Annotated in this window: 14 protein-coding genes; 6 read left to right on the forward strand and 8 right to left on the reverse strand. The window is 66.4% G+C overall.

Going from position 1 to position 18,671, the window contains the following annotated elements; translation table 11 throughout:
• The coding region (locus ACFR9S_RS10480; protein WP_379818583.1) for a CRISPR-associated protein Cas4 at window positions 1-295 on the forward strand (295 nt) is incomplete at its 5' end.
• 16 nt (window positions 296-311) lie between these two features.
• On the opposite strand, the gene ACFR9S_RS10485 is transcribed toward ACFR9S_RS10480, so the two are convergent.
• The 3 genes from ACFR9S_RS10485 to ACFR9S_RS10495 are packed head-to-tail and all read right to left on the reverse strand — an operon-like array spanning window position 312 to window position 1,715.
• Window positions 312-896 carry an L-threonylcarbamoyladenylate synthase gene (locus ACFR9S_RS10485; protein WP_379818584.1) on the reverse strand — a complete coding sequence of 195 codons (585 nt, stop codon included), beginning with the start codon at window positions 894-896 and terminating at the stop codon, window positions 312-314.
• A gap of 43 nt (window positions 897-939) precedes the next feature.
• Window positions 940-1,449 carry a redoxin domain-containing protein gene (locus ACFR9S_RS10490; protein ID WP_379730607.1) on the reverse strand — a complete coding sequence of 170 codons (510 nt, stop codon included), beginning with the start codon at window positions 1,447-1,449 and terminating at the stop codon, window positions 940-942.
• A gap of 5 nt (window positions 1,450-1,454) precedes the next feature.
• Window positions 1,455-1,715: a glutaredoxin family protein gene (locus tag ACFR9S_RS10495; RefSeq protein WP_379730594.1), complete on the reverse strand. Its 261-nt coding sequence runs from the start codon at window positions 1,713-1,715 to the stop codon at window positions 1,455-1,457.
• Between the two features lie 137 nt (window positions 1,716-1,852).
• Between ACFR9S_RS10495 and ACFR9S_RS10500 the strand changes: the two genes are divergently transcribed.
• Window positions 1,853-3,247, forward strand: coding sequence for a hemolysin family protein (locus ACFR9S_RS10500; protein WP_379730595.1), 1,395 nt, complete (start codon window positions 1,853-1,855; stop codon window positions 3,245-3,247).
• A 223-nt stretch (window positions 3,248-3,470) separates the two neighbouring features.
• Here ACFR9S_RS10500 and aspS read toward each other — a convergent pair whose 3' ends face one another.
• Window positions 3,471-4,772, reverse strand: coding sequence for an aspartate--tRNA(Asn) ligase (gene aspS, locus ACFR9S_RS10505; protein WP_379730596.1), 1,302 nt, complete (start codon window positions 4,770-4,772; stop codon window positions 3,471-3,473).
• 115 nt (window positions 4,773-4,887) lie between these two features.
• On the opposite strand from aspS, the gene ACFR9S_RS10510 reads away from it, so the two are divergent.
• A complete protein-coding gene (locus ACFR9S_RS10510; RefSeq protein WP_379730597.1) occupies window positions 4,888-5,778 on the forward strand; it encodes a hypothetical protein in 891 nt (296 codons plus the stop codon).
• On the opposite strand, the gene ACFR9S_RS10515 is transcribed toward ACFR9S_RS10510, so the two are convergent.
• Window positions 5,775-6,476, reverse strand: coding sequence for a phosphoglycerol geranylgeranyltransferase (locus ACFR9S_RS10515; RefSeq protein ID WP_379730598.1), 702 nt, complete (start codon window positions 6,474-6,476; stop codon window positions 5,775-5,777). The genes ACFR9S_RS10510 and ACFR9S_RS10515 overlap by 4 nt on opposite strands.
• 160 nt (window positions 6,477-6,636) lie before the next feature.
• Here ACFR9S_RS10515 and ACFR9S_RS10520 point away from each other — a divergent pair, with 160 nt between their 5' ends.
• Entirely contained in the window at window positions 6,637-10,860 is a 4,224-nt protein-coding gene (locus ACFR9S_RS10520) for an Eco57I restriction-modification methylase domain-containing protein (RefSeq protein WP_379730599.1), read from the forward strand.
• Between the two features lie 139 nt (window positions 10,861-10,999).
• Here the strand turns inward: ACFR9S_RS10520 and ACFR9S_RS10525 are convergent, their stop codons facing one another.
• The gene (locus ACFR9S_RS10525; protein ID WP_379730600.1) at window positions 11,000-13,513 is read right to left on the reverse strand and encodes a DNA topoisomerase I; all 2,514 of its coding nucleotides are present in this window, start codon (window positions 13,511-13,513) and stop codon (window positions 11,000-11,002) included.
• An 89-nt stretch (window positions 13,514-13,602) separates the two neighbouring features.
• Here ACFR9S_RS10525 and ACFR9S_RS10530 point away from each other — a divergent pair, with 89 nt between their 5' ends.
• Window positions 13,603-14,007, forward strand: a complete 405-nt coding sequence (locus tag ACFR9S_RS10530; RefSeq protein ID WP_379730601.1) for a plastocyanin/azurin family copper-binding protein — start codon at window positions 13,603-13,605, stop codon at window positions 14,005-14,007.
• Between the two features lie 118 nt (window positions 14,008-14,125).
• On the opposite strand, the gene ACFR9S_RS10535 is transcribed toward ACFR9S_RS10530, so the two are convergent.
• Entirely contained in the window at window positions 14,126-15,541 is a 1,416-nt protein-coding gene (locus ACFR9S_RS10535) for a serine hydrolase (protein WP_379730602.1), read from the reverse strand.
• Window positions 15,542-15,629: 88 nt separating this feature from the next.
• Here ACFR9S_RS10535 and ACFR9S_RS10540 point away from each other — a divergent pair, with 88 nt between their 5' ends.
• A complete protein-coding gene (locus tag ACFR9S_RS10540) occupies window positions 15,630-16,373 on the forward strand; it encodes a creatininase family protein (RefSeq protein WP_379730604.1) in 744 nt (247 codons plus the stop codon).
• Between the two features lie 251 nt (window positions 16,374-16,624).
• Here ACFR9S_RS10540 and ACFR9S_RS10545 read toward each other — a convergent pair whose 3' ends face one another.
• Window positions 16,625-18,451 (reverse strand): S9 family peptidase, encoded by a 1,827-nt coding sequence (locus ACFR9S_RS10545; protein ID WP_379818586.1) that lies wholly within the window; start codon window positions 18,449-18,451, stop codon window positions 16,625-16,627.
• Window positions 18,452-18,671: the final 220 nt, after the last annotated feature.

Genomic DNA, 18,671 nt, shown 5'->3' on the forward strand with positions numbered 1-18,671 from the left:
CGCGGGCGTCTGGGAGCCACAGTCGGTCCGTGCGGTCGCGCTGGCGAAGGCGCTCGCGTGGGAGCGCGAACGCGCGGTTCCGCGCGCCGTCGTGGAGTACCCCGCCGCGGGCGTGGTTCGGACCGTCCGGCTCACCACCCGGAAGAAGGCCCGCTACCGGGAGCTGCTCCGGACGGTGGAGACGCTCGACGGGCCGCCGCCGCGGCTCGACGATGACGCGAAGTGCGAGTCGTGTGAGTACCGGGAGACGTGTGGGGTGAAGAGTCGGTCGCTCCGGTCGCTGTTGGGGCTTTGAGCGCCGATGGGGTCGCTCAGTGCTCGGCCAGCCACTGCTCGACCTCGTCGGCCCCCCGGCCGCGGCGGTGGATCTCGTCGTTCCCGGGGTCGACGACCGTGCTCTCGCCGCCCGGGAGCTCGCCCCCGTCGACGACGGCACCGACGCCCTCACGGATCGCGTCGTCGAGTTCGTCGGGATGGGTCGCGTTGGCCGCGCCGCTGCGGTTCGCGCTGGTGGCCGTGATCGGCGCGAACTCGGAGAGCAGGTCGAGCGCGAGGTCGTGGTCCGGAATGCGGATCCCGACGCGGTCCCGCCCGGCGGTCAGCGCGTCCGGCACGTGGTCCTGCCGCTCGAGGACGACCGTGACCGGGCCGGGGAGGAACTCGCGCATGAACGCCTCCTCGCGCTCGGTCGCGGTGACGTGTTCGAGCGCCTCCTCCACGTCGGGCACCGCCATCGAGAGCGGGTCGTCCCGCGAGCGGCCCTTGAGGTCGTAGACGCGCTCGACGGCGTCGGCGGCGATGGCGTCGGCGCCCAGCCCGTAGACGGTGTCGGTCGGGTAGACCGCCAGCTCGCCCATCGCGAGCATGCTGGTGGCCTGAACGAGGTCGTCGCGCATACCCCGACTCCGGGGGCGGCGGGAAAAAAGCGAGCGATACAGCCTACAGCGACTCGATCGCGGCCTCGACCTCGTCGTAGTCGGGGAAGTCCGGCCACGTCTCGGCGACCCACGCGTACTCGATCGTTCGGTCGCCGTCGATCAGGAAGACGGCGGGGCGGTGCTCGGTGATCCCGGTCATCCCGTCGAGGTCGTGCTCGATGCCGTACGCCTCGGCGACGCCAGCGTCGGGGTCGGAGAACAGCCGTGCCTCCTCGCCGCGCTCGGCGAGCAGGTCCCTGTGCTCGTACGGCGAGGAGATCGAGAGTCCGACCACGTCGACCTCGTCGGTCCACCCGCGGTCGTCGATCTCGTTCCAGACGTAGGTGGCGGGGAACGCGCCGTCCATCGGGTGGGCGACCAGCAGCACGGGACCGTCGTCGACGAGCGAGGCGAGCGAGCGGTCCTCCCAGAACTCCTCGTTCACCAGCGGGCGGGTGAAGTCGGGTGCCTCGTCGCCGACCTCGGGGTGGTCGGCGTCGGGCAGGTCGACGACTTCGAAGTCCAGTCCCATCGCCATCAGGCCTCACCCCCGTAGGTCTTCTCGAGGTACTCGACGATGTTGCCCGACTCGGACATGGTGAGTCCGGTGTTCTCGTCGACGATGGCGGGCACCGAGCGCTTGCCGCTGATGCGCTTGACAACGTCCCGGTCGGAGTGCATCGGCTCGACGAACCGCGACTGGTAGTCGAGGCCGTACTCGTCCAGTTTGCGGACGACCCGCTCGCAGAACGGGCAGGCCTGGAGCCGGTAGAGCGTGATCGGTGGGTCCTCGGACATGGCTCACGCTACGGACGCCCGGCGCCTAAAGTCGTCGGCGACGGCACTGGTGGCACGCCCCCGAGCGGGCCGGAAACCGGCGGGTCTCACACGGGAGGGGAACGCTTAATCCGGATGCCCAATAATCACGACGGGAAATGGGCTTGCTTCCCACGGTCACCTTCGCCCTTAGCAGGGGCGTTCTGCAGCTACCGGCGTTCGGACAGGAGGCCAAGACGGTGTTCGGCGTCGCCATGCTGGTCGTCCTCATCGGGTTCTCCGCCTTCTTCTCCTCCTCGGAGATCGCGATGTTCGGGCTGGAGAGCCACCGCGTCGACTCGCTCGTCGAGGAGGGGGTCCCCGGCGCGAACTTGGTGCAGGACCTCCTCGCCGACCCCCACCGGCTGCTGGTGACGATCCTCGTCGGCAACAACATCGCCAACGTCGCGATGTCCTCGATCGCGACGTGGCTGTTCGGCTTCTACCTCTCGGAGGGGCAGGCGGTGCTGGCGGCGACGTTCGGGATCACGACGGTCGTGCTGCTGTTCGGCGAGAGCGCTCCGAAGTCCTACGCCGTCGAGAACACCGAGTCGTGGTCGCTGCGGATCGCCCGTCCGCTGAAGTGGGCCGAGCGGCTGCTGCTCCCGCTGATCGTCGTCTTCGACTACCTGACGCAGGTGATCAACCGCGTCACCGGCGGCGGCTCGGCGATCGAGGACTCCTACGTCACCCGTGACGAGATCCAGAACATGATCCAGACCGGGGAGCGCGAGGGGGTCATCGACGAGGAGGAACGGGAGATGCTCCAGCGCATCTTCCGGTTCAACCAGACGATCGCCAAGGAGGTGATGACCCCGCGGCTGGACATGACCGCGGTGCCGAAAGACGCCACCGTCGAGGAGGCGATCGAGGAGTGCATCCAGTCCGACCACGAGCGCATCCCCGTCTACGAGGGGAACCTCGACAACATCATCGGCGTCGTGAACATCCGCGATCTGGTGCGAGCGGCCCACTACGGCGAGGGCGACCCGGTGCTCGAGGATCTCGTTCAGGCGACGCTACACGTCCCCGAGTCGAAGAACGTCGACGAGCTGCTCGAGGAGATGCAGGACAACCGCCTCCGGATGGTGATCGTCATCGACGAGTTCGGCACCACCGAGGGGCTGCTCACGATGGAGGACATGGTCGAGGAGATCGTCGGCGACATCCTCGAGGGCGACGAGGAGCAGGCCATCGAGTTTGTCGACGACGACACCGCGCTGATCCGCGGCGAGGTCAACATCGACGAGGTGAACGAGGAACTCGGCGTCGACCTCCCCGAAGGCGAGGAGTTCGAGACGCTTGCCGGCTTCATCTTCAACCGCGCCGGCCGGCTGGTCGAGGAGGGCGAGACGATCGAGTACGACGGCATCCGCATCCGGGTGGAGGAGGTCGACACCACGCGCATCAAGCGCGCCCGGGTGACGGTGACCGAGGAGTACTACGAGGACGACACGGGCGAGGTCGACGAGGAGATCGCCGATACCGACGTGGACGCCGCCGACACGGAGTAGTTGGCGACCCGTTTTCGCGGTTCGGTTGCGACGTTCGCAGAAAATCAGTGAGGAGGCGTTTCGCCGTTCGCCCTTCGGGGCTCAGGCGCTGGCGATTCCGCGAGACTCCGTCTCGCGTCTCGTCAGGTCTTCGTCCTACGGACTCAGACGCTGACGATCTCGCGGGAACACGAGAAGACTCGCTCCGCTCGTCTCTCTGGCTCCCGCTCGCCGCGGGCGCCTCTCAGGGCGAGAGGCGCTGGCGATCTCGCGGGAACAGCACGGCCTCGCGGATGTTCTCCAGTCCGAGCATCGTCATCACGAGCCGCTCGCCGCCCATCCCCCAGCCGGCGTGGGGCGGCATGCCGTACTTGAACATCTTGGTGTAGTACTCGAACTGCTCGGGGTCCAGCCCCTGCTGTTCGAACCCTTCGACCAGCTTCTCGTAGCGGTGCTCGCGCTGCCCGCCCGAGACGAGCTCCATCCGGGGGTGCATCATGTCGAACCCCGTCGAGAGCGAGTCGTCGTCGTCCTGATCCTTGATGTAGAACGGCTTGATCTCGCTGGGCCAGCCGGTGATGAAGTAGAACGTCCCCACGTCCTCGCCGAGCGCGCGCTCTGCCTCCGTCGAGAGGTCGTCGCCGAACACGAGCTGCTCGTCGAGCTCGCCGGTGGCGTTGATGCGCTCGATCGCCTCCTCGTAGCTCAGGCGGGGGAAGTCACCCTCCGGCACGTCGAAGTCGTCGTAGCCGAGCAGGTCGAGCTGCTCCGCGCAGTTCTCCGCGACGGCCTCGTAGACGGAGACGACGATCTCCTCGGCGGCGTCCATCGCCTCGTGGTGGTCGGCGAACGCCGACTCGAAGTCGATGGAGGTCGCCTCGTTGAGGTGTCGCGGCGTGTTGTGCTCCTCGGCGCGGAAGATCGGGCCGATCTCGAACACCGTCTCGAGGCCGGAGCCGGCCATCAGCTGCTTGAACAGCTGGGGGCTCTGGTTCATGAAGGCCTCCTCGCCGAAGTAGGTGATCGGGAACAGCTCCGTGCCGCCCTCCGTCCCGGTGGCGACGATCTTCGGCGTGTTGATCTCGGTGGCGTTCAGGTCGCGGAACGTCTCGCGGGCGGCGCGCATGACCTCCGCGCGGATCTCGAAGATCGCCTTGACCTCCGGCTTGCGAAGGTCGAGCGTGCGGTTGTCGAGTCGGGTCGGGAGCTCGGCGTCGACCTTCCCGGAGGGATCGAGCGGGAGCTCGGGGTCGGCCTCGGCGACGACCTCGATCGACTCGGGCACGAGCTCGAAGCCGGTCGGCGCGCGCGGCTCCTCCTTCACGTCGCCGGCGACTTTGAGCACCGACTCGCGGTGGACGTTCAGCCCGGTCTCGACCAGCTCGTCGTCCATCTCGTCTTTCTCCAGCTTGATCTGGAGCTTGCCGCTCTTGTCCCGGAGGATGAGGAACGCGATGCCGCCCAGGTCGCGGATCTCGTGGACCCAGCCGGCCACCGTGGCCGACTCGCCGGCGTCCACGTCCGCCGCGTAGGTTCGGTCCTGCATGGACGAGCGTTCGCTCGGGGCGTCTTTAAACACCGCGTTTCGGGGGCGGAACTGGCCGAGCGGCCGTGCCCGACGCTGACGAAAGAAGTATGTCGGGGGCGCTTCGTTCCCCGCTATGCCCCTCCACCGACGCGGCGCGTTGGCGCTGGCGGCCTCGCTCCTGACCGGCGGCTGTCTCGGGATGGCCGGCAGGGCGTGTAGCTCGGGCGTCACCGTCGACGTTCGGTCGTTCGACCCGGTCGCCGAACTCGACGGCTGGCTGGTCGACCGCCAGCAGGACGCCGCCGCCGACGCCGTCGAGAACGACGGCACACGGCTGAGCACCTACGAGCCGTCGCCGTTTCAGGAGCCGACGCTCGTCCGCCACGACGGCGCGTTCTACCGGGCCTACAGCGAGCAGGTCGACACCACCGACGTCCCGGCGTTCGAGCTCTCCGCGAAGTGGCGGTCGGGACAGACCCCCACCGACGCTGTGCTCGTGCCGTTCGCGGAGCTGCCCGCGAACGACCAGCGGGCGTTCCGGATGGCGGTCCCCGACCGGCCGGAAGCGGGGGCGCCGATCAAGAAGTTCACCGTCCGGAACCACTCGGTCCCGTACCCCGACGGCGGCGACGGCTCGGTGCTGATCGGGAACACGACGTGGGTCGAGTGGGAGAACCGGGCTGTCCGCGTCGAGATCCCGGGCGAGCAGACCCGGACGATCCGGCGGCGGACGTACGAGATCACCGTCGAGCACGTCGCCGAGGACGAGGCGGCGTTCCGGGCCCACCTCGCCGAGGAGTACCTCCTCGACCTGCGCGACGTTCCCGATTCCCAGCGAGAGATCCTCCGGGACGCACGCGGCGACGACGTCTACGACGAGTGCAAGCCCCAGTCGGACGCGCTGGCGGCGCTGCGTGATCGGCTGGACGGTGCGACCCCGCTCCCGGAGCCCTACCCCGGGGAGTTGTACGTCGCGTTCGACGGCGAGCGCGACCGGCTCTTGGTGCAGGACTGGACGGTTTAGGCGTCCTTCGCGCCGTCGACGGTCTCGGCCACCGCGTCGACGCCCTCGTCGTGGAGCAGGTCGCCGACGACGACCGTGTCGGCGTGTTCGCCCATCTCGCGGGCGCTCTCGTAGTCGCGGATGCCGCCGCCGTAGAACAGCGTCGCGTCGTCGAGTTCGTCGGCCGCGGCGGCGACGGTTTCGGGGTCGCCGTACGTGCCGGAGTACTCGAGGTAGACGATCTCCTGCCCGAACATCCGCTCGGCGACGCCTGCGTAGGCCGCCACGTCCGCGGCGGTCAGGTCGCAGTCGGCGTCGGTGTACTCGGCGACGGAGGCGTCGGGGTTGAGGACGACGTACGCCTCGGTGTGGGTGTTGGCCCAGTCGAGGTCGTCGTCGATCCGGGCCCACTCCTTGTGCGCGCCGGTGATCCAGAACGGGTCGCCGGCGTTCAGGACGGTGGGGACGAGGTAGCCGTCGAGCGCGTCGTGGTCGATCACGACGCCGGGGTTGGAGGGTTCCTGGTAGATCGGCACGTCGTGGGCCGCGCAGGCGTCGACGACCCGCTGCATCTTCTCGCTGGTCACGTCCATCGTCCCGCCGATCTCGAGCGCGTCGGTGCCCGTCGCGGCGACGTCGTCGAACGTCTCGCCTGCCACCAGTTCCTTGTCGGGGTCCACCTTCAGAACGTGGTCCCACTCTGCCCACGGGCCGGTCATAGAGTCCGATGTTCGGTCCCCGGCTAAAAAGGGCGCGGACCGTGGTTCCCTCCCGGCGACGGTCGCGGCTCCCCCGTACGCTCGCTCGTGCCGGGCAACCGCGTGACGGCTCCGGTGGCGTCTCCCGTAGTTTCTTGTCACCTCGGAAGGAGTCGTAGCTATGAGCCAATCGACGCTCGGTAGCACGCCCTACCGTAATTCGGACCTCTTCTCGGGCTACTACCTGCAGGAGCGCGTCGACGATCTGGAGGAATGGGACTGCGACGACGAGGCGGAGGCGGTGTTCGAGGAGCTCCGGGAGCTCTGGGAGGGTGAAGGGGAACTCCTCGCGGGCTACAACGAGGACACGCTGCTGGGGTCGTGGATCGACCCGGTTCTCGACGCGCTGGGGTACGACACGATTCAGGAGACCTCGCTACCCGACACCGGCGGGTACATCGACCGCGTGCTCTACCCCGACGCCGCGGACCGGCGGGAGGCGATGTCGATGAAGCAGGACGGGCAGCTCTCGGGCGCGTTCGGGCGTGCGGCCGCGCTGCTCGAAGCGAAGCAGTGGGACACCGACTTCACCCAACGGTTCAGCGAACAGCGATCGTATCGCGACGCGTCCCACCAGGTGAAGTACTACCTCGAACACACGCCCGAGTCGCTCCAGTGGGGGATTCTGACCGACGGAAAGAAGTGGCGGCTCTACGGGACGAAGGACTACGCGACCGAGACGTACTACGAGGTCGACCTCCCGGAGATACTGGAGTCCGGGGACCTGCAGGAGTTCAAGTACTTCTACCTCTTCTTCCGCCCCGAGGCGTTCCGGGAGGTCGGCGGGAGTACGTTCCTCGAAACGGTCTGGTCGGAGAGCGAGACGGCCGCACAGGAGCTCGGGGAGGACCTGCAGGACAACGTGTTCACCGCGCTGCGGGTGCTCGGGGAGGGGTTCGTCGAGACGAACGATCTCGACATCGACCCGGACGACGAGGCGGCGCTGGCGGAGCTGAAAGAGCAGTCGCTGGTCCTGCTCTACCGGCTGATGTTCGTGCTGTACGCCGAGTCACGCAATCTGATCGATCCCGACGATCCCGAAGACCGGGCGGAGTTCCGGGAGAACTTCAGCCTCGACGAGATTCGGCTGGACGTTCACGACCGCATCGAGAGCGGAGACAGCTTCGACGACTACAGCGAGCACTCCCGCACCATCTGGTCCCAGCTTCAGGACCTGTTCCGCCTCGTCGACGCCGGGGAGGAGTCGCTGGGGATCTCGGCGTACAACGGCGGCCTGTTCGACCGCGAGCAGCACCAGTTCCTCGCCGAGAACGCGGTCGCGGACCGCTACATCGCGGAGGTGATCTATCGCCTCGGCACGACAGAGACGGCGGACGGATCGTTCGCGCTGGCGGACTACGCCGACCTCGATACGCGCCACCTCGGGACGATCTACGAGGGACTGCTGGAACACGAGTTCCGCATCGCGCCGGAAGACTACGCGGCGGTCGGCGCCGACGGCGGACAGGTCTGGAAGCCGGCGACGGAGGTCGACGACGATACGGTCGAAACCGTCGACGAGGGTGAACTGTACGTCGTCAACGACGAGGGCGAGCGGAAGGCCACGGGCGCGTACTACACGCCGGACTACGTGGTGAGCTACATCGTCGAGGAGACGATCGACCCGCTACTGGAGGAGATTCGCGAGGACCTTCGGGAGGACGGCCTCGATCCGACGGACCAAGCGTACTTCGGGCGGTTCTACGGCGCCGTGCAGGACCTGCGAATCCTCGATCCCGCGATGGGGTCGGGCCACTTCCTCACGAAGGCGACGGGCTACCTGACCGAGCAGGTGATGGAGGTCGTTCGCGAGCAGGAGGAGCAGGGCCGGGACGAGAAGCACATCAGGCGCACCATCTCGCGGGAGTGCATCTACGGCGTCGACGTCAACGGGATGGCGACGGAGTTGGCGAAACTCTCGATGTGGCTGGAAACGCTCGCCCCGGACGAGCCGCTGGCGTTCCTCGACCACCACCTGAAGTCCGGAAACTCCCTCGTCGGCAGCGACATCTCGGAAGTGCTCGGGACGGACGAACCCAGCGGGACGGAGCAGGCAACCCTGTTCGACGACTTCAGCCGCACGCGCAGGCAGGCGCTGGAGCACGTGATGGAGCTCGTGGAGGACCTGCTGGACATCGAGAACCGCACCGTCGATCAGGCCAAGCGGATGGAGGATCTCTACGAGGAGATCCGGGAAGACGACCTCTACAAGCGCCTGTTCGCGATGGCGAACGTCCACACCGCCGAGCGCTTCGACCTCGACGTGCCCGACGGCGCGTACAAGGAGATGGCGAACGCCATCGACGACACCGACGACTGGGCCGAGATCGAGAGCGAAGACTGGTACACGACGGCGCAGGCGATGGCCGAGGAGGAGCAGTTCTTCCACTGGGAACTGGAGTTCCCTGAGGTGTTCTTTGGGATGGATGGGGAGCGAAAGGACGGGGCTGGGTTCGATGCGGTTGTCGGGAATCCACCGTATGTGCGAATCCAGAATATACGTTCGAATTCTCCCCGCCTCGCTACATACATTTCTGATAAATATGTGTCCCCTACTGGAAATTTCGACCTGTATGTTTGCTTTACTGAGAAATCGTATCAGCTACTAGGGGATGGATATGCAGGTTTCATTCAGCCACACAAGTTCTTCAGAAATAACTCTGGTAAGGGACTTCGACAGTTCATCTCTGGGGATGACTCTCTCAGAAAGATTGTATCGTTCGGTCATGAGCAGGTATTTGACGGCGCTTCCGTGTATACCTGTATCTTGGTTCTCTCAAAAACTCCCACAGAGAGTTTTCAATATGCCCGGCTCTCTCCCGACCAGCTCCTTAACGTAGACCAAGATAAATTCCGTGGAATTTCTGACTATGACGAATCATCTTGGGTATTTAATTCGAAGCAGGAGACTGAAGTTCTGGACTCTATTGAAGCACAATCTTTGACTCTGGAGGATATCGCTGAGGTATATGTTGGTCTTCAGACTAGCGCTGATAGTGTCTACTTAATGAACTCTGAAGGAAGTGATGGGGAATATGAGTTAGTACGTAGCCAGGAAGATGGGGAGGTGTATCGACTTGAGTCGGAGATTCTAAAGCCATTCCTTAAAGGAGAAGATGTGGATAGATACGCATCAATTAGCACCGATAGGCGGGTCATATTCCCCTATCGAATTCGGGGTGACCAAGGTGACGCATCAGCAGAATTCATCTCCAGTTCCGAACTTGCTTCTAATTACCCAAACACATATGAATATCTCAAGCAGCATGAGGAGAAGCTCCGAAGCAGGGAGGGTGGAAAGATGGATCACGAGAGGTGGTATGACTACGTCTATCCCAAGAATCTAACAAAATTCGAACAAGAAAAAATCCTCACTCCTGAAATTGGATACGGTGGGAACTTCACACTGGATCGTGACAGTACTTATCATAAAACCAAGGTATATGGTGTTCTGCTGAGGGATAATGTCGATATCGAGGAGGAAACTCTGCTGGCACTTCTAAATAGTAATCTCCTCTGGTTCTTCATCTCTAGGACGGGGTATGCACTCCGAGGTGGCTACTTTACTTTCAAAAGAGATTATCTGTACCCGTTTGGCATCCCATCGAGTGAAGAACTGGCTCAGAATCCTTCTATTGAGCCATCATCCTCCCTGAATGGTCTCGGAGATGAAAATCATACTGCCGACGAATTACTATCTGCTGCTGCTAGTAATATTCTCAAAGCAAATTCACGTCTGGACAGTCTCAACCTCAATCTCCTTGATCACCTCGGTTCCTACGACGACGGCCAGACCCTCGCCGATATCGGCCTCACCCAACCCCCGGAGAACGCCGCCGACTCCATCCTCCAACAAACAGCAGAACAGAAGCCGAACCTCCGGGTCGGCGACTGCGAGGTCGTCCGCGAGTCGTCGTCGACGGTGGAGATCCGCCTCACTGCGCGGTACAAGCCCGAGGACGAGGACGCCCACGAGACCGACCAGTGGGGGTACACCGAGACCGATCTCCTGCCGGCGCTGCGGATCACCGACCTCACCGAAACCGAGGCCGACCTGATCGCGGCGTTCGTCCCCGTCGCCGTCGACGAGGCTGGCGGCTTCGCGGGCTTCCGCGAGACGGCGACGAAAACGAACTCGCTGGTGGATCGCCTGCGCGCGCTCACCCTCCCGCGTGTCGACGACGTGGCTGACGGACTGGAACGGTACCGCGAGACGAAGGAGCGCGCCGACGAACTGGACGCGAAGATCCAGCGCACCGACGACCTGATCGACGAGATCGTGTACGAACTGTACGGGCTGACCGACGAGGAGATCGAGATCGTCGAGGAGAGCGTGGGAGAGTAGCGGTGCGCTGCGGTTGAACTGCTAGTCCTTCGTGGACACCGACGCTGTTCGCGAACGAGCGAAGCGAGTGAGGGCTCTTTTGGTCGAGCTTTTGCGAGGAGTGGTGGGCGAAGCCCACCCGACGAGTAAAAGCTCGGAGTTAATCCGCCTTCGCCTGCCAGTCCCGCACTGACCCCGCACTCACGCCGTCGACGCTCGACGCCAGTTCGTCCGGGTCCGCTTCCTTCAGCCCCTCGACGTCCTCGACGCCGGCTTCTTCGAGCTTCTCGGCGGTCTTCTCGCCGATCCCCTCGACGGTCTCCAGTTCGGAGTCGGCCTCGCGGGCCTGGAACTCCCGGTAGTTACAGATCGGACAGCCCAGTTCCCACGGTTCGTCGTCGTCGCCGTGGACCACGAGGTGCGGGAGGTGGTGCTCCTCGCACTCCTCGTCGGTGACCTCGATCTCGCCGCGGCGGGGCAGCGGCAGCGAGTAGTCACAGTCCGGGTAGCGCGTACAGCCCACCAGTCGCGAGCCCGAACGCAGTTGCTTGATCGCGAGTTCGCCGCCGTGCTCCTCGCCACACTCCGGACAGGCGCCGATGACCCGGTCCGCCTCGGCGTCGGCCTCCTCGGCCTTGCAGAGCGGGCAGCCGTGGACGAACGTCTTCCGTCCGGCGAGCATCTTCACGCGGTTCAGGCCGTGTTCTTCGCACTCCTCGTCGAGGATCAGCGGCTTGCCGGTCGACGGGAGCGGGAGCGTGTACTCGCAGTCGGGGTAGCCGTCACAGCCGACGAAGTAGCTGCCGTAGCGGGATTTCCGGACGAGCAGGTCCTCGCCGCACTCCGGACACGGGCCGAGGATCTTGTCGGCCTTCATCGACTTCCGCAGGTGGTCCCCGACCTCCTCGCGGGACTCCCGTAGCTCCTCGAACACCGCCTCCAGCATCTCGCGGGACTCCTCGGTCACCTCGTCGAACCCCTTCTCGCCGGCGGCGATGGCGCGCATGTCCGCCTCCAACTGCGCGGTCATCTCCTCGCTGACGATGTGGTCGGCGTACTCCTCGGCGGCCTCGACGACCGCGTGGGCCAACTGCGTGGGGCGGGGCGGGTCGCCCTCCACGTAGTTGCGGTCGTACAGCTTCTCGATGGTGTTGTGGCGGGTGGACTTGGTGCCGATCCCGAGATCCTCCATCGTCTCGATCAGCCGCGACTGGCCGTAGCGCCGCGGCGGCTGGGTCTGCTTCGCGTCGAGATGCACGTCGCTGACCGCCAACTCCTCGCCGGTCGCCACGTCCGGCACTACGGTCTCGTCGGCCGAGGAGTAGGGATACACTGAGTGGTACCCCTCCTCGAGCAGGCGCTTCCCGTTTGCCTTCAGCGAGAGGCCGCGCTCGCCGCCGGCGGGCAGCGACACCTCGCCCTCGACGCCGGCGACGACGCGCAGGTGCTCCCACGTCGCCGCGGGCGCACAGGTCGCGAAGAAGCGTCGCACGACCAGTTCGTACACCTCCCACTCGTCGTCGTCCAGATCCGTCGGCATCTCGCCGGTCGGGTGGATCGGCGGGTGGTCGGTCGTCTCCTCGTCGCCCTCGGTCGGCGAGATCTCGTCCTGTTCGAGCAGCTCCTCGACGCTGTCGCCGAAGAACGTCTCCCGGAACGCCTCCAGCAGCTCCTCGGGGTCCAGATCGTCCGGGTAGACGGTGTTGTCCGTCCGCGGGTAGGTGATGTAGCCGGCGGTGTAGAGGTCCTCAGCGATGCTCATCGCGCGCTGGGCGGAGTAGCCCAGCGAGCTCGCCGCACGGATGAACTGCGTGGTGTTGAACGGCGCCGGCGGCTCGTCGGTCCGGGTCCGTCGGTTCACCTCCTCGACGGCGGCGCCGTCGGCGGAGGCGAGCGCCTCGTGGGCGGTCTCGGCGGCGGCCTCGTCCCAGATCCGGCGGGCCTCGTTGCCGTCCTCGTCGAGGTAGAAGTACTGCGCCTCGAAGCCGGAGCCGCCGTCCTTCGTGAGATCAGCGAAGAGCTCCCAGTAGTCGTCGGGGTCGAACGCCTGGATCTCGCGCTCCCGGTCGACCAGCAGCTTCAGCGTCGGCCCCTGCACTCGGCCGACGGAGATGAAGTCCTCGCCGAGCTGGCCCGCAGAGAGCGAGAGGAACCGAGTGAGCGCGGCGCCCCACACCAGATCGACGGTCTGGCGCGCCTCGCCCGCGGCCGCGAGGTCGAAGTCGAGTTCGCCCGTGTTCGCGAACGCCTCCTGCACCTCGTTCTCGGTGATGGAGGAGAACCGCGCGCGCTCGATGGGTACCGACTCGTCGACGTCGCGGACGATGTCGAACGCCTCCTTCCCGATGAGTTCGCCCTCGCGGTCGTAGTCGGTCGCGATGATCACGCGGTCGGCGTCGCGGGAGAGCCGCCGGAGCGCGGCGACGATCGCCTCCTGCGTGGGTTCGGTGTCGATCGGCGCGTCGATGAGTTCGTGTGGCTCGACGTCCCGCCAGTCGTCGTACTCCGGCGGGAAGTCGACGCCGACGACGTGGCCCGAGAGGCCGATCACCCGCGTGCCCCCCCAGCCGTAGACGTTGACGCCGTTGACCCGCTCGGCGTCGGCGGTGCCGTCGCTGAGGATCTCCGCGATGCGACGGGCCGCGTTGTCCTTCTCGGTGACGATGAGTTCCATTCGCTACCGGCAGTACACTGCTCCCCGGCCTAAACGTTTCGCGCTCCGGGATCGGAAGACATGTTCCTCGCGCGCGCTCACGCTCGCGTATGCGACGCTCACGCCGTGCGTTCCTCCGCCGTGGCACCGCAGCGATCGCGTCGGCGACGGCACTCGCCGGCTGTTCCGGCGACGACGCGACCCCGACCAGCAGCTTCGACGGCCCGGTCGTCGAGGTCGGTCCCAGCGGGGACACCGTCTTCACTCCGGGGACGGACGAACCGCTCCGGATCGAGGCCGGCACCCGGGTCCAGTGGCGCTGGCGATCGGCCAACCACAACGTCGTCGTCAGGGACCAGCCCGCCGACGCCGACTGGGGCGGCGAGCCGGATATCCACAACACGGGCCACACCTACGAGTTCACCTTCGAGGTGCCCGGCGAGTACCACTACGTCTGCGAGCCCCACGAGCGGATGGGGATGGTCGGCGACGTGATCGTGGAATCGACGGAGTAGTTCGGCCGATAGTCCACGTGTTCGGACTGTTCTCGTGCGTTTCACCGGGTGGCACCGGATCGAGGTGTCGAACCGATAAATCGGATACTACGATACAGAACTGCGTTCCGGTCGCGAATCAGCGCGCTTCTCGCAGCCGCCACCGGTCGATCAGTAGTGACGCCTCGCCGTCCTCGACTCGGAACTCCACCGGTTCGCGCCGGCCCGCCGAATCGACGGTCTCGTACTGGTACACTGCGTCGGCGTCCCGGCTGTCGGATTCGTCCGGCTCGGCCGGGAACAGTACCGCCTCGCCGTCCTTCAGCGGGTGGTCGAAGTCCACGCGGAGCGTGGCGCCGTCGCGCTCGACGGTCGCGCCCATCACCCCCTCGTACGCGCTGTACTCCCCGGCGAGTCGCCGGTGGCGCCGGCGCAGGCGGAAGAACGGCACGGATTCCGCCGGATCCTCGTCCAGCACCGTCGCGAGCACGCCCTCGCCGACGACGCCCAGCGGGAACGCCGGCGAGGTGTTCGCGGCCAGCGCGACGCCGACCCCCTCGTCGGGGAGGAACCCCTGATACGCCGAGGAGACGGTGATCGATCCCGAGTGGCCGAGCAGCGTTCGATCACCGAGGAACCCTTCGTCCCGGAACCAGCCGTAGCCGTACTGGCGGTCCGGCCCCTCGCGGCCGGGAGAGGTGCCCGGCACGTCGATGTACCCTTCGTGTGCTCGCGCGAGCGTCTCCGCGTCGAGCAGGCGCTCGCCCGCGGCCGCCCCGCCGTTCAGGTGGAGGCGGAGGTACTGCGCCATCTCCGAGACCGAGGTGAGGATGCCGCCCGTCGCGGCGCCGATGTCGCGGGTCGGGAGCGACGACGCCATCAGCCCGTCCTCGGTCTGCCGGTATTGGGTCATGTGGTCGTCGGCCATCGAGAACTCGTGGTCGTCGAACGTCGAGCGCTCCATCCCTAGCGGCTCGAACACGTGCTCGGCGACGTACTCCTCGAACGGCTTGCCCGTCAGCGACTCGACCGTCTCGCCCAGCAGCGCGTAGCCCGTGTTGCAGTAGGCGAAGCGTTCGCCCGGCGGGTCGGTTCGCTCGGCGTCGGCGCCGTCGACGTGGGCGTAGAAGTCCTCGATATCGCCCAGCGGCACGTTCGGATCCGGGAGCCGCAGCCGCCGGGCGAGCAGCGTCTCGCTCACGCCGAGCGAGGGTAGCCCCGATGAGTGCGTCAGCAGGTGGTGTAGCGTCGGCTCCGGCTCCTCGAACTCGACCGGAGTGTACGCGGAGACGGGGTCGTCGAGGTTACAGATCCCGCTCTCGGCCAGTTGCAGCAGTGCGACGCCGGCGAACGACTTGGTACAGGAGGCGATCCCGTACAGCGTTTCGGGGGTCGCGGGGCGGTTCCCCGCGAGGTCGCGGGAGCCGAACCCCTCGGCGAACAGGGTGTCGTCGGCGTCGGTGACCGCGACGCTCAGTCCGGGGAGGTTCTCCTCGCGGACGACCCGGCGACAGAGCCGGGCGATCTCGCGTTCGGTGTCGGCGTCGATGGACATACCGCCGCTCGGGCGCCCGGCCCGAAGAAGGTGCGGGCGGGTCGCCCGTCCCCGTAGCTCTTTGCCCCGGCCCGCCCCACGGCCACGTATGCCCGAGACCGACGACGACCTGACGACGATGACGTGGGAGGACGCCGAGGACGCCTTCGCCGACGCCGACGCCGCGCTCCTGGGGACGGGGAGCGTCGAACAGCACTCGGTCCACCTGCCCGTCTCGGTGGACACGCTCCGCGCCGAGCACCTGACCGAGGAGCTGATCGACGCGGCCGACGAACACGACCTGCAGTTCGTCCGCCTGCCGACGATGCCCTACGGGATGAGCGAGCACCACATGAACTTCCCCGGGACGATCACGCTCGACCCGCTGACCTACGAGGACGCGATCGTCGAGATCGGCGCCAGCCTCGCCCGCCACGGCGTCGAGCGGTTCGTGATCGTCAACTGCCACGGCGGCAACCGCGAGCCGCTATCGAACGCGGCCGACCGGCTCGTCCGGGAGTACGACCTCCCGACTCACTTCGTCCACTGGACGGACTTCGCCCGCGAGCGCCTGCAGGAGGTGTTCGGCGAGGGCTGGGGCCACGCCGGCGACCACGAGACCAGCGTGATCGAGCACTACCGCCCGGATCTGGTGAAGGAGGGGAAGAAGGAGCCACAGAACGCCAAAGAGATGCCCGAGACGGCCAGCTACGGCTACTTCGACCGCGTGACCGACCTCGGCGGGCTGGGCGATCCGACCAACGCCGACCCCGAGGCGGTCGCCGAGGTGATCGACCACGGGACCGAGGAGATTCTCGAAGCGCTCAAAAGCGATATCGACGCCGGGTGGTAGATCGACAGTAGAACAGTCCCGACACGTCCGTTTCCCGCTTGGCTGTGCGGTGGCGCGAAGCGTCGGCGCCTCCGTGCGCCGACCGAGCGCGAGGGACGAGCGAGCGAACGGAGCGAACGAGCGAATCGGTTGGGGAGGCTCGTGGGCTGTGCGGGGCGGTGCGGTCGCAAGTGGTCAACGATCGAGCCGCTGTCGCTGTTCGGGGTCGCGGTACGGTCGGATCTCCTCACTTCCTTCGAAAAGCCACCGACTTAGACGTGCTCCTCCAAGAACGCCGAAATCCGTTCGAACTCCTCGATCAGGTTCTCCCGATCGGTCGTGTGGTGGCCCTCGTCCTCGAAGATGCACGTCTCCACCGGAATCCCCCGCGCCTCGACGGCTTCAGCGATCTGCTCGGCCTCGCTCACGGGCACGCGCGGGTCGTTCGCGCCGTGCTGGATAAAGAGCGGACACTGGATCTCGTCCACGTCGTGGATCGGCGAGATGCGCTCCAGCAGTTCGGGATCGTCCAGACTCCCGTACTCCGCGGCGCGGTGCTCGCGCCGCCACTCGCCGGTGTTCTCGAGGAACGTCTGGAAGTCCGCGATGCCGACGAAATCCACCGCGGCGGCCCAGAGATTGGGGTACTGCGTGATCGCCGAGAGCACCATGAAGCCGCCGTAGGAGCGCCCGTAGGCGATCAGGCGGTCGGTGTCCGCCGCGGGCTGGCGCTCCAGCCAGTTCACCGCGTACTCGATGTCTTTCACCGAGTCGAGGCGCTTCTCCTGATCGTCGAGGTGGGTGTACGTCTTCCCGTAGCCCGAGGAGCCGCGGACGTTCGGCTCCAGCACCGCGTACCCCTGATTCAGGAAGTACTGCTTCGTCGGGTAGAACCACGGCCGGCGCTGGTGTTCCGGGCCGCCGTGGATGTCGACCATCACCGGCACCTGTCCGTCGCTGCCGTCCTCGCTCACGCCTTCGGGGAGCGTCCAGTAGGCGGGGATCTCCCGCCCGTCGAACGTCTCGTAGCGGATGGTTTCGGAGCGCAGGAACCGATCCTCCGGAATCCCGAGCGTGCCCGGAGCCGTCCAGCGCTCGGTGTCGCCGGATTCTGTCCCGGCCACGTACACCGAGTGCGGGTGATCGTCGGCGCTGAACTCGATCTCCGCGAGCTCGCCGTCGGGACCGAGTTCCACGCCGGCGACGACGCCCTCAGGGACGTCCGGCTGGGTGGTATCGACGATCTCGCTCCCGTCGTCTGAGAGCGCGCCGAGGTACGTCTCCGAGTAGCCGTCGACGTTGACGGTGTACGCCGCCCGGCCGCTGTCGGCGTCGATCTGGAGCGAATCGACGTTCCAGTCGTCGTGACCCGGCTCGACCGTTTCGACGCTCTCGACCCCTCGATCGCCGCGCTCCGCGGGGTCGATCCGGCCGACGTACGCCGTTTCCGCCCCGTAGTCGGTCACCGCGTACAGGTCGCCGTCGGGGCCGAACGCGACGTGGTGGTAGCGCGCCGCCTCGTCGGCGTCGGTCAGGCGTTCGGCGTCGCCGCCGTCGATGTCCAGCCAGTAGAGCACCTGATCCGCGCTGGAGTTCGACTCCTGCAGGACGAGCGCGTCGCCGTCGGGGTGCCACGCCGCAACGCCGACGAAACCGCCCGGCCCCTCCCAGACGAGGTCGGCCGATTCCGCGTCGCGGCCCTGTACGTACACGTCGAACGTGTCGCCCTGCCGCCGATTGGCGGCGAACGCGAACTGCTCGCCGTCGGGTCCCCACCCGCCCCAGAGGTGTTTGGCCTCGGGCTGGTCGGTGAGTTGGTGCTCCTCGCCGGTCGCGAGGTCGTAGCGGTAGAGCTGGTCGCGCTCGTTGCTCCCCTCGTCCATCCCGAACATCAGTTCCGCCCGGGTGGGGGAGGCGTCGACGAACGAGACGCGCTCGTCGTGGGCGGTCAGGCGCTCGGGGTAGCTGTCGGGTTCGTCGAGGCGGTAGACCTGCGGTGTGCCGGTGGTGTCGGCGAGATACGCGAGTGTGTCGTTTACGGTGAAGGTGGGCGTGTCGGTGCTGTCGATGCCGAGGTAGCGGGCGATGGGGTAGCTCACGGGGACGTGTGGTGAGGGGTGGGAGAAAGGGGTTCGGGAGCGGGCTGTGTGTGCCGGGATTCGTACGAGATTGTCTCAGAGACAGTGCGATGAACAGGGTCAGCAACACCGTGAAAGCCCCTGCCCGCTCGGCTCGCGCGACTCGCTGCGCTCCTCGCTTCGCTGCGGTGCTTGCGTCGCCGTGCTTCGCCGAGCGGGCAGCCCCTTTCAGTCCCACCCG

Source organism: Halolamina salina (assembly GCF_042678005.1).
GTDB classification, from domain to species: Archaea; Halobacteriota; Halobacteria; order Halobacteriales; family Haloferacaceae; genus Halolamina; species Halolamina salina.

Bases quoted from the DNA above. Each gene is read 5' to 3' on its own strand.
- ACFR9S_RS10530 (WP_379730601.1), top strand. From the start codon at position 13,603: ATGCGACGCTCACGCCGTGCGTTCCTCCGCCGTGGCACCGCAGCGATC.
- ACFR9S_RS10485 (WP_379818584.1), bottom strand. From the start codon at position 896: ATGCGCGACGACCTCGTTCAGGCCACCAGCATGCTCGCGATGGGCGAG.
- ACFR9S_RS10515 (WP_379730598.1), bottom strand. From the start codon at position 6,476: ATGACCGGCCCGTGGGCAGAGTGGGACCACGTTCTGAAGGTGGACCCC.
- ACFR9S_RS10510 (WP_379730597.1), top strand. From the start codon at position 4,888: ATGCCCCTCCACCGACGCGGCGCGTTGGCGCTGGCGGCCTCGCTCCTG.
- aspS (WP_379730596.1), bottom strand. From the start codon at position 4,772: ATGCAGGACCGAACCTACGCGGCGGACGTGGACGCCGGCGAGTCGGCC.
- ACFR9S_RS10525 (WP_379730600.1), bottom strand. From the start codon at position 13,513: ATGGAACTCATCGTCACCGAGAAGGACAACGCGGCCCGTCGCATCGCG.
- ACFR9S_RS10495 (WP_379730594.1), bottom strand. From the start codon at position 1,715: ATGTCCGAGGACCCACCGATCACGCTCTACCGGCTCCAGGCCTGCCCG.
- ACFR9S_RS10520 (WP_379730599.1), top strand. From the start codon at position 6,637: ATGAGCCAATCGACGCTCGGTAGCACGCCCTACCGTAATTCGGACCTC.
- ACFR9S_RS10490 (WP_379730607.1), bottom strand. From the start codon at position 1,449: ATGGGACTGGACTTCGAAGTCGTCGACCTGCCCGACGCCGACCACCCC.
- ACFR9S_RS10535 (WP_379730602.1), bottom strand. From the start codon at position 15,541: ATGTCCATCGACGCCGACACCGAACGCGAGATCGCCCGGCTCTGTCGC.
- ACFR9S_RS10540 (WP_379730604.1), top strand. From the start codon at position 15,630: ATGCCCGAGACCGACGACGACCTGACGACGATGACGTGGGAGGACGCC.
- ACFR9S_RS10500 (WP_379730595.1), top strand. From the start codon at position 1,853: ATGGGCTTGCTTCCCACGGTCACCTTCGCCCTTAGCAGGGGCGTTCTG.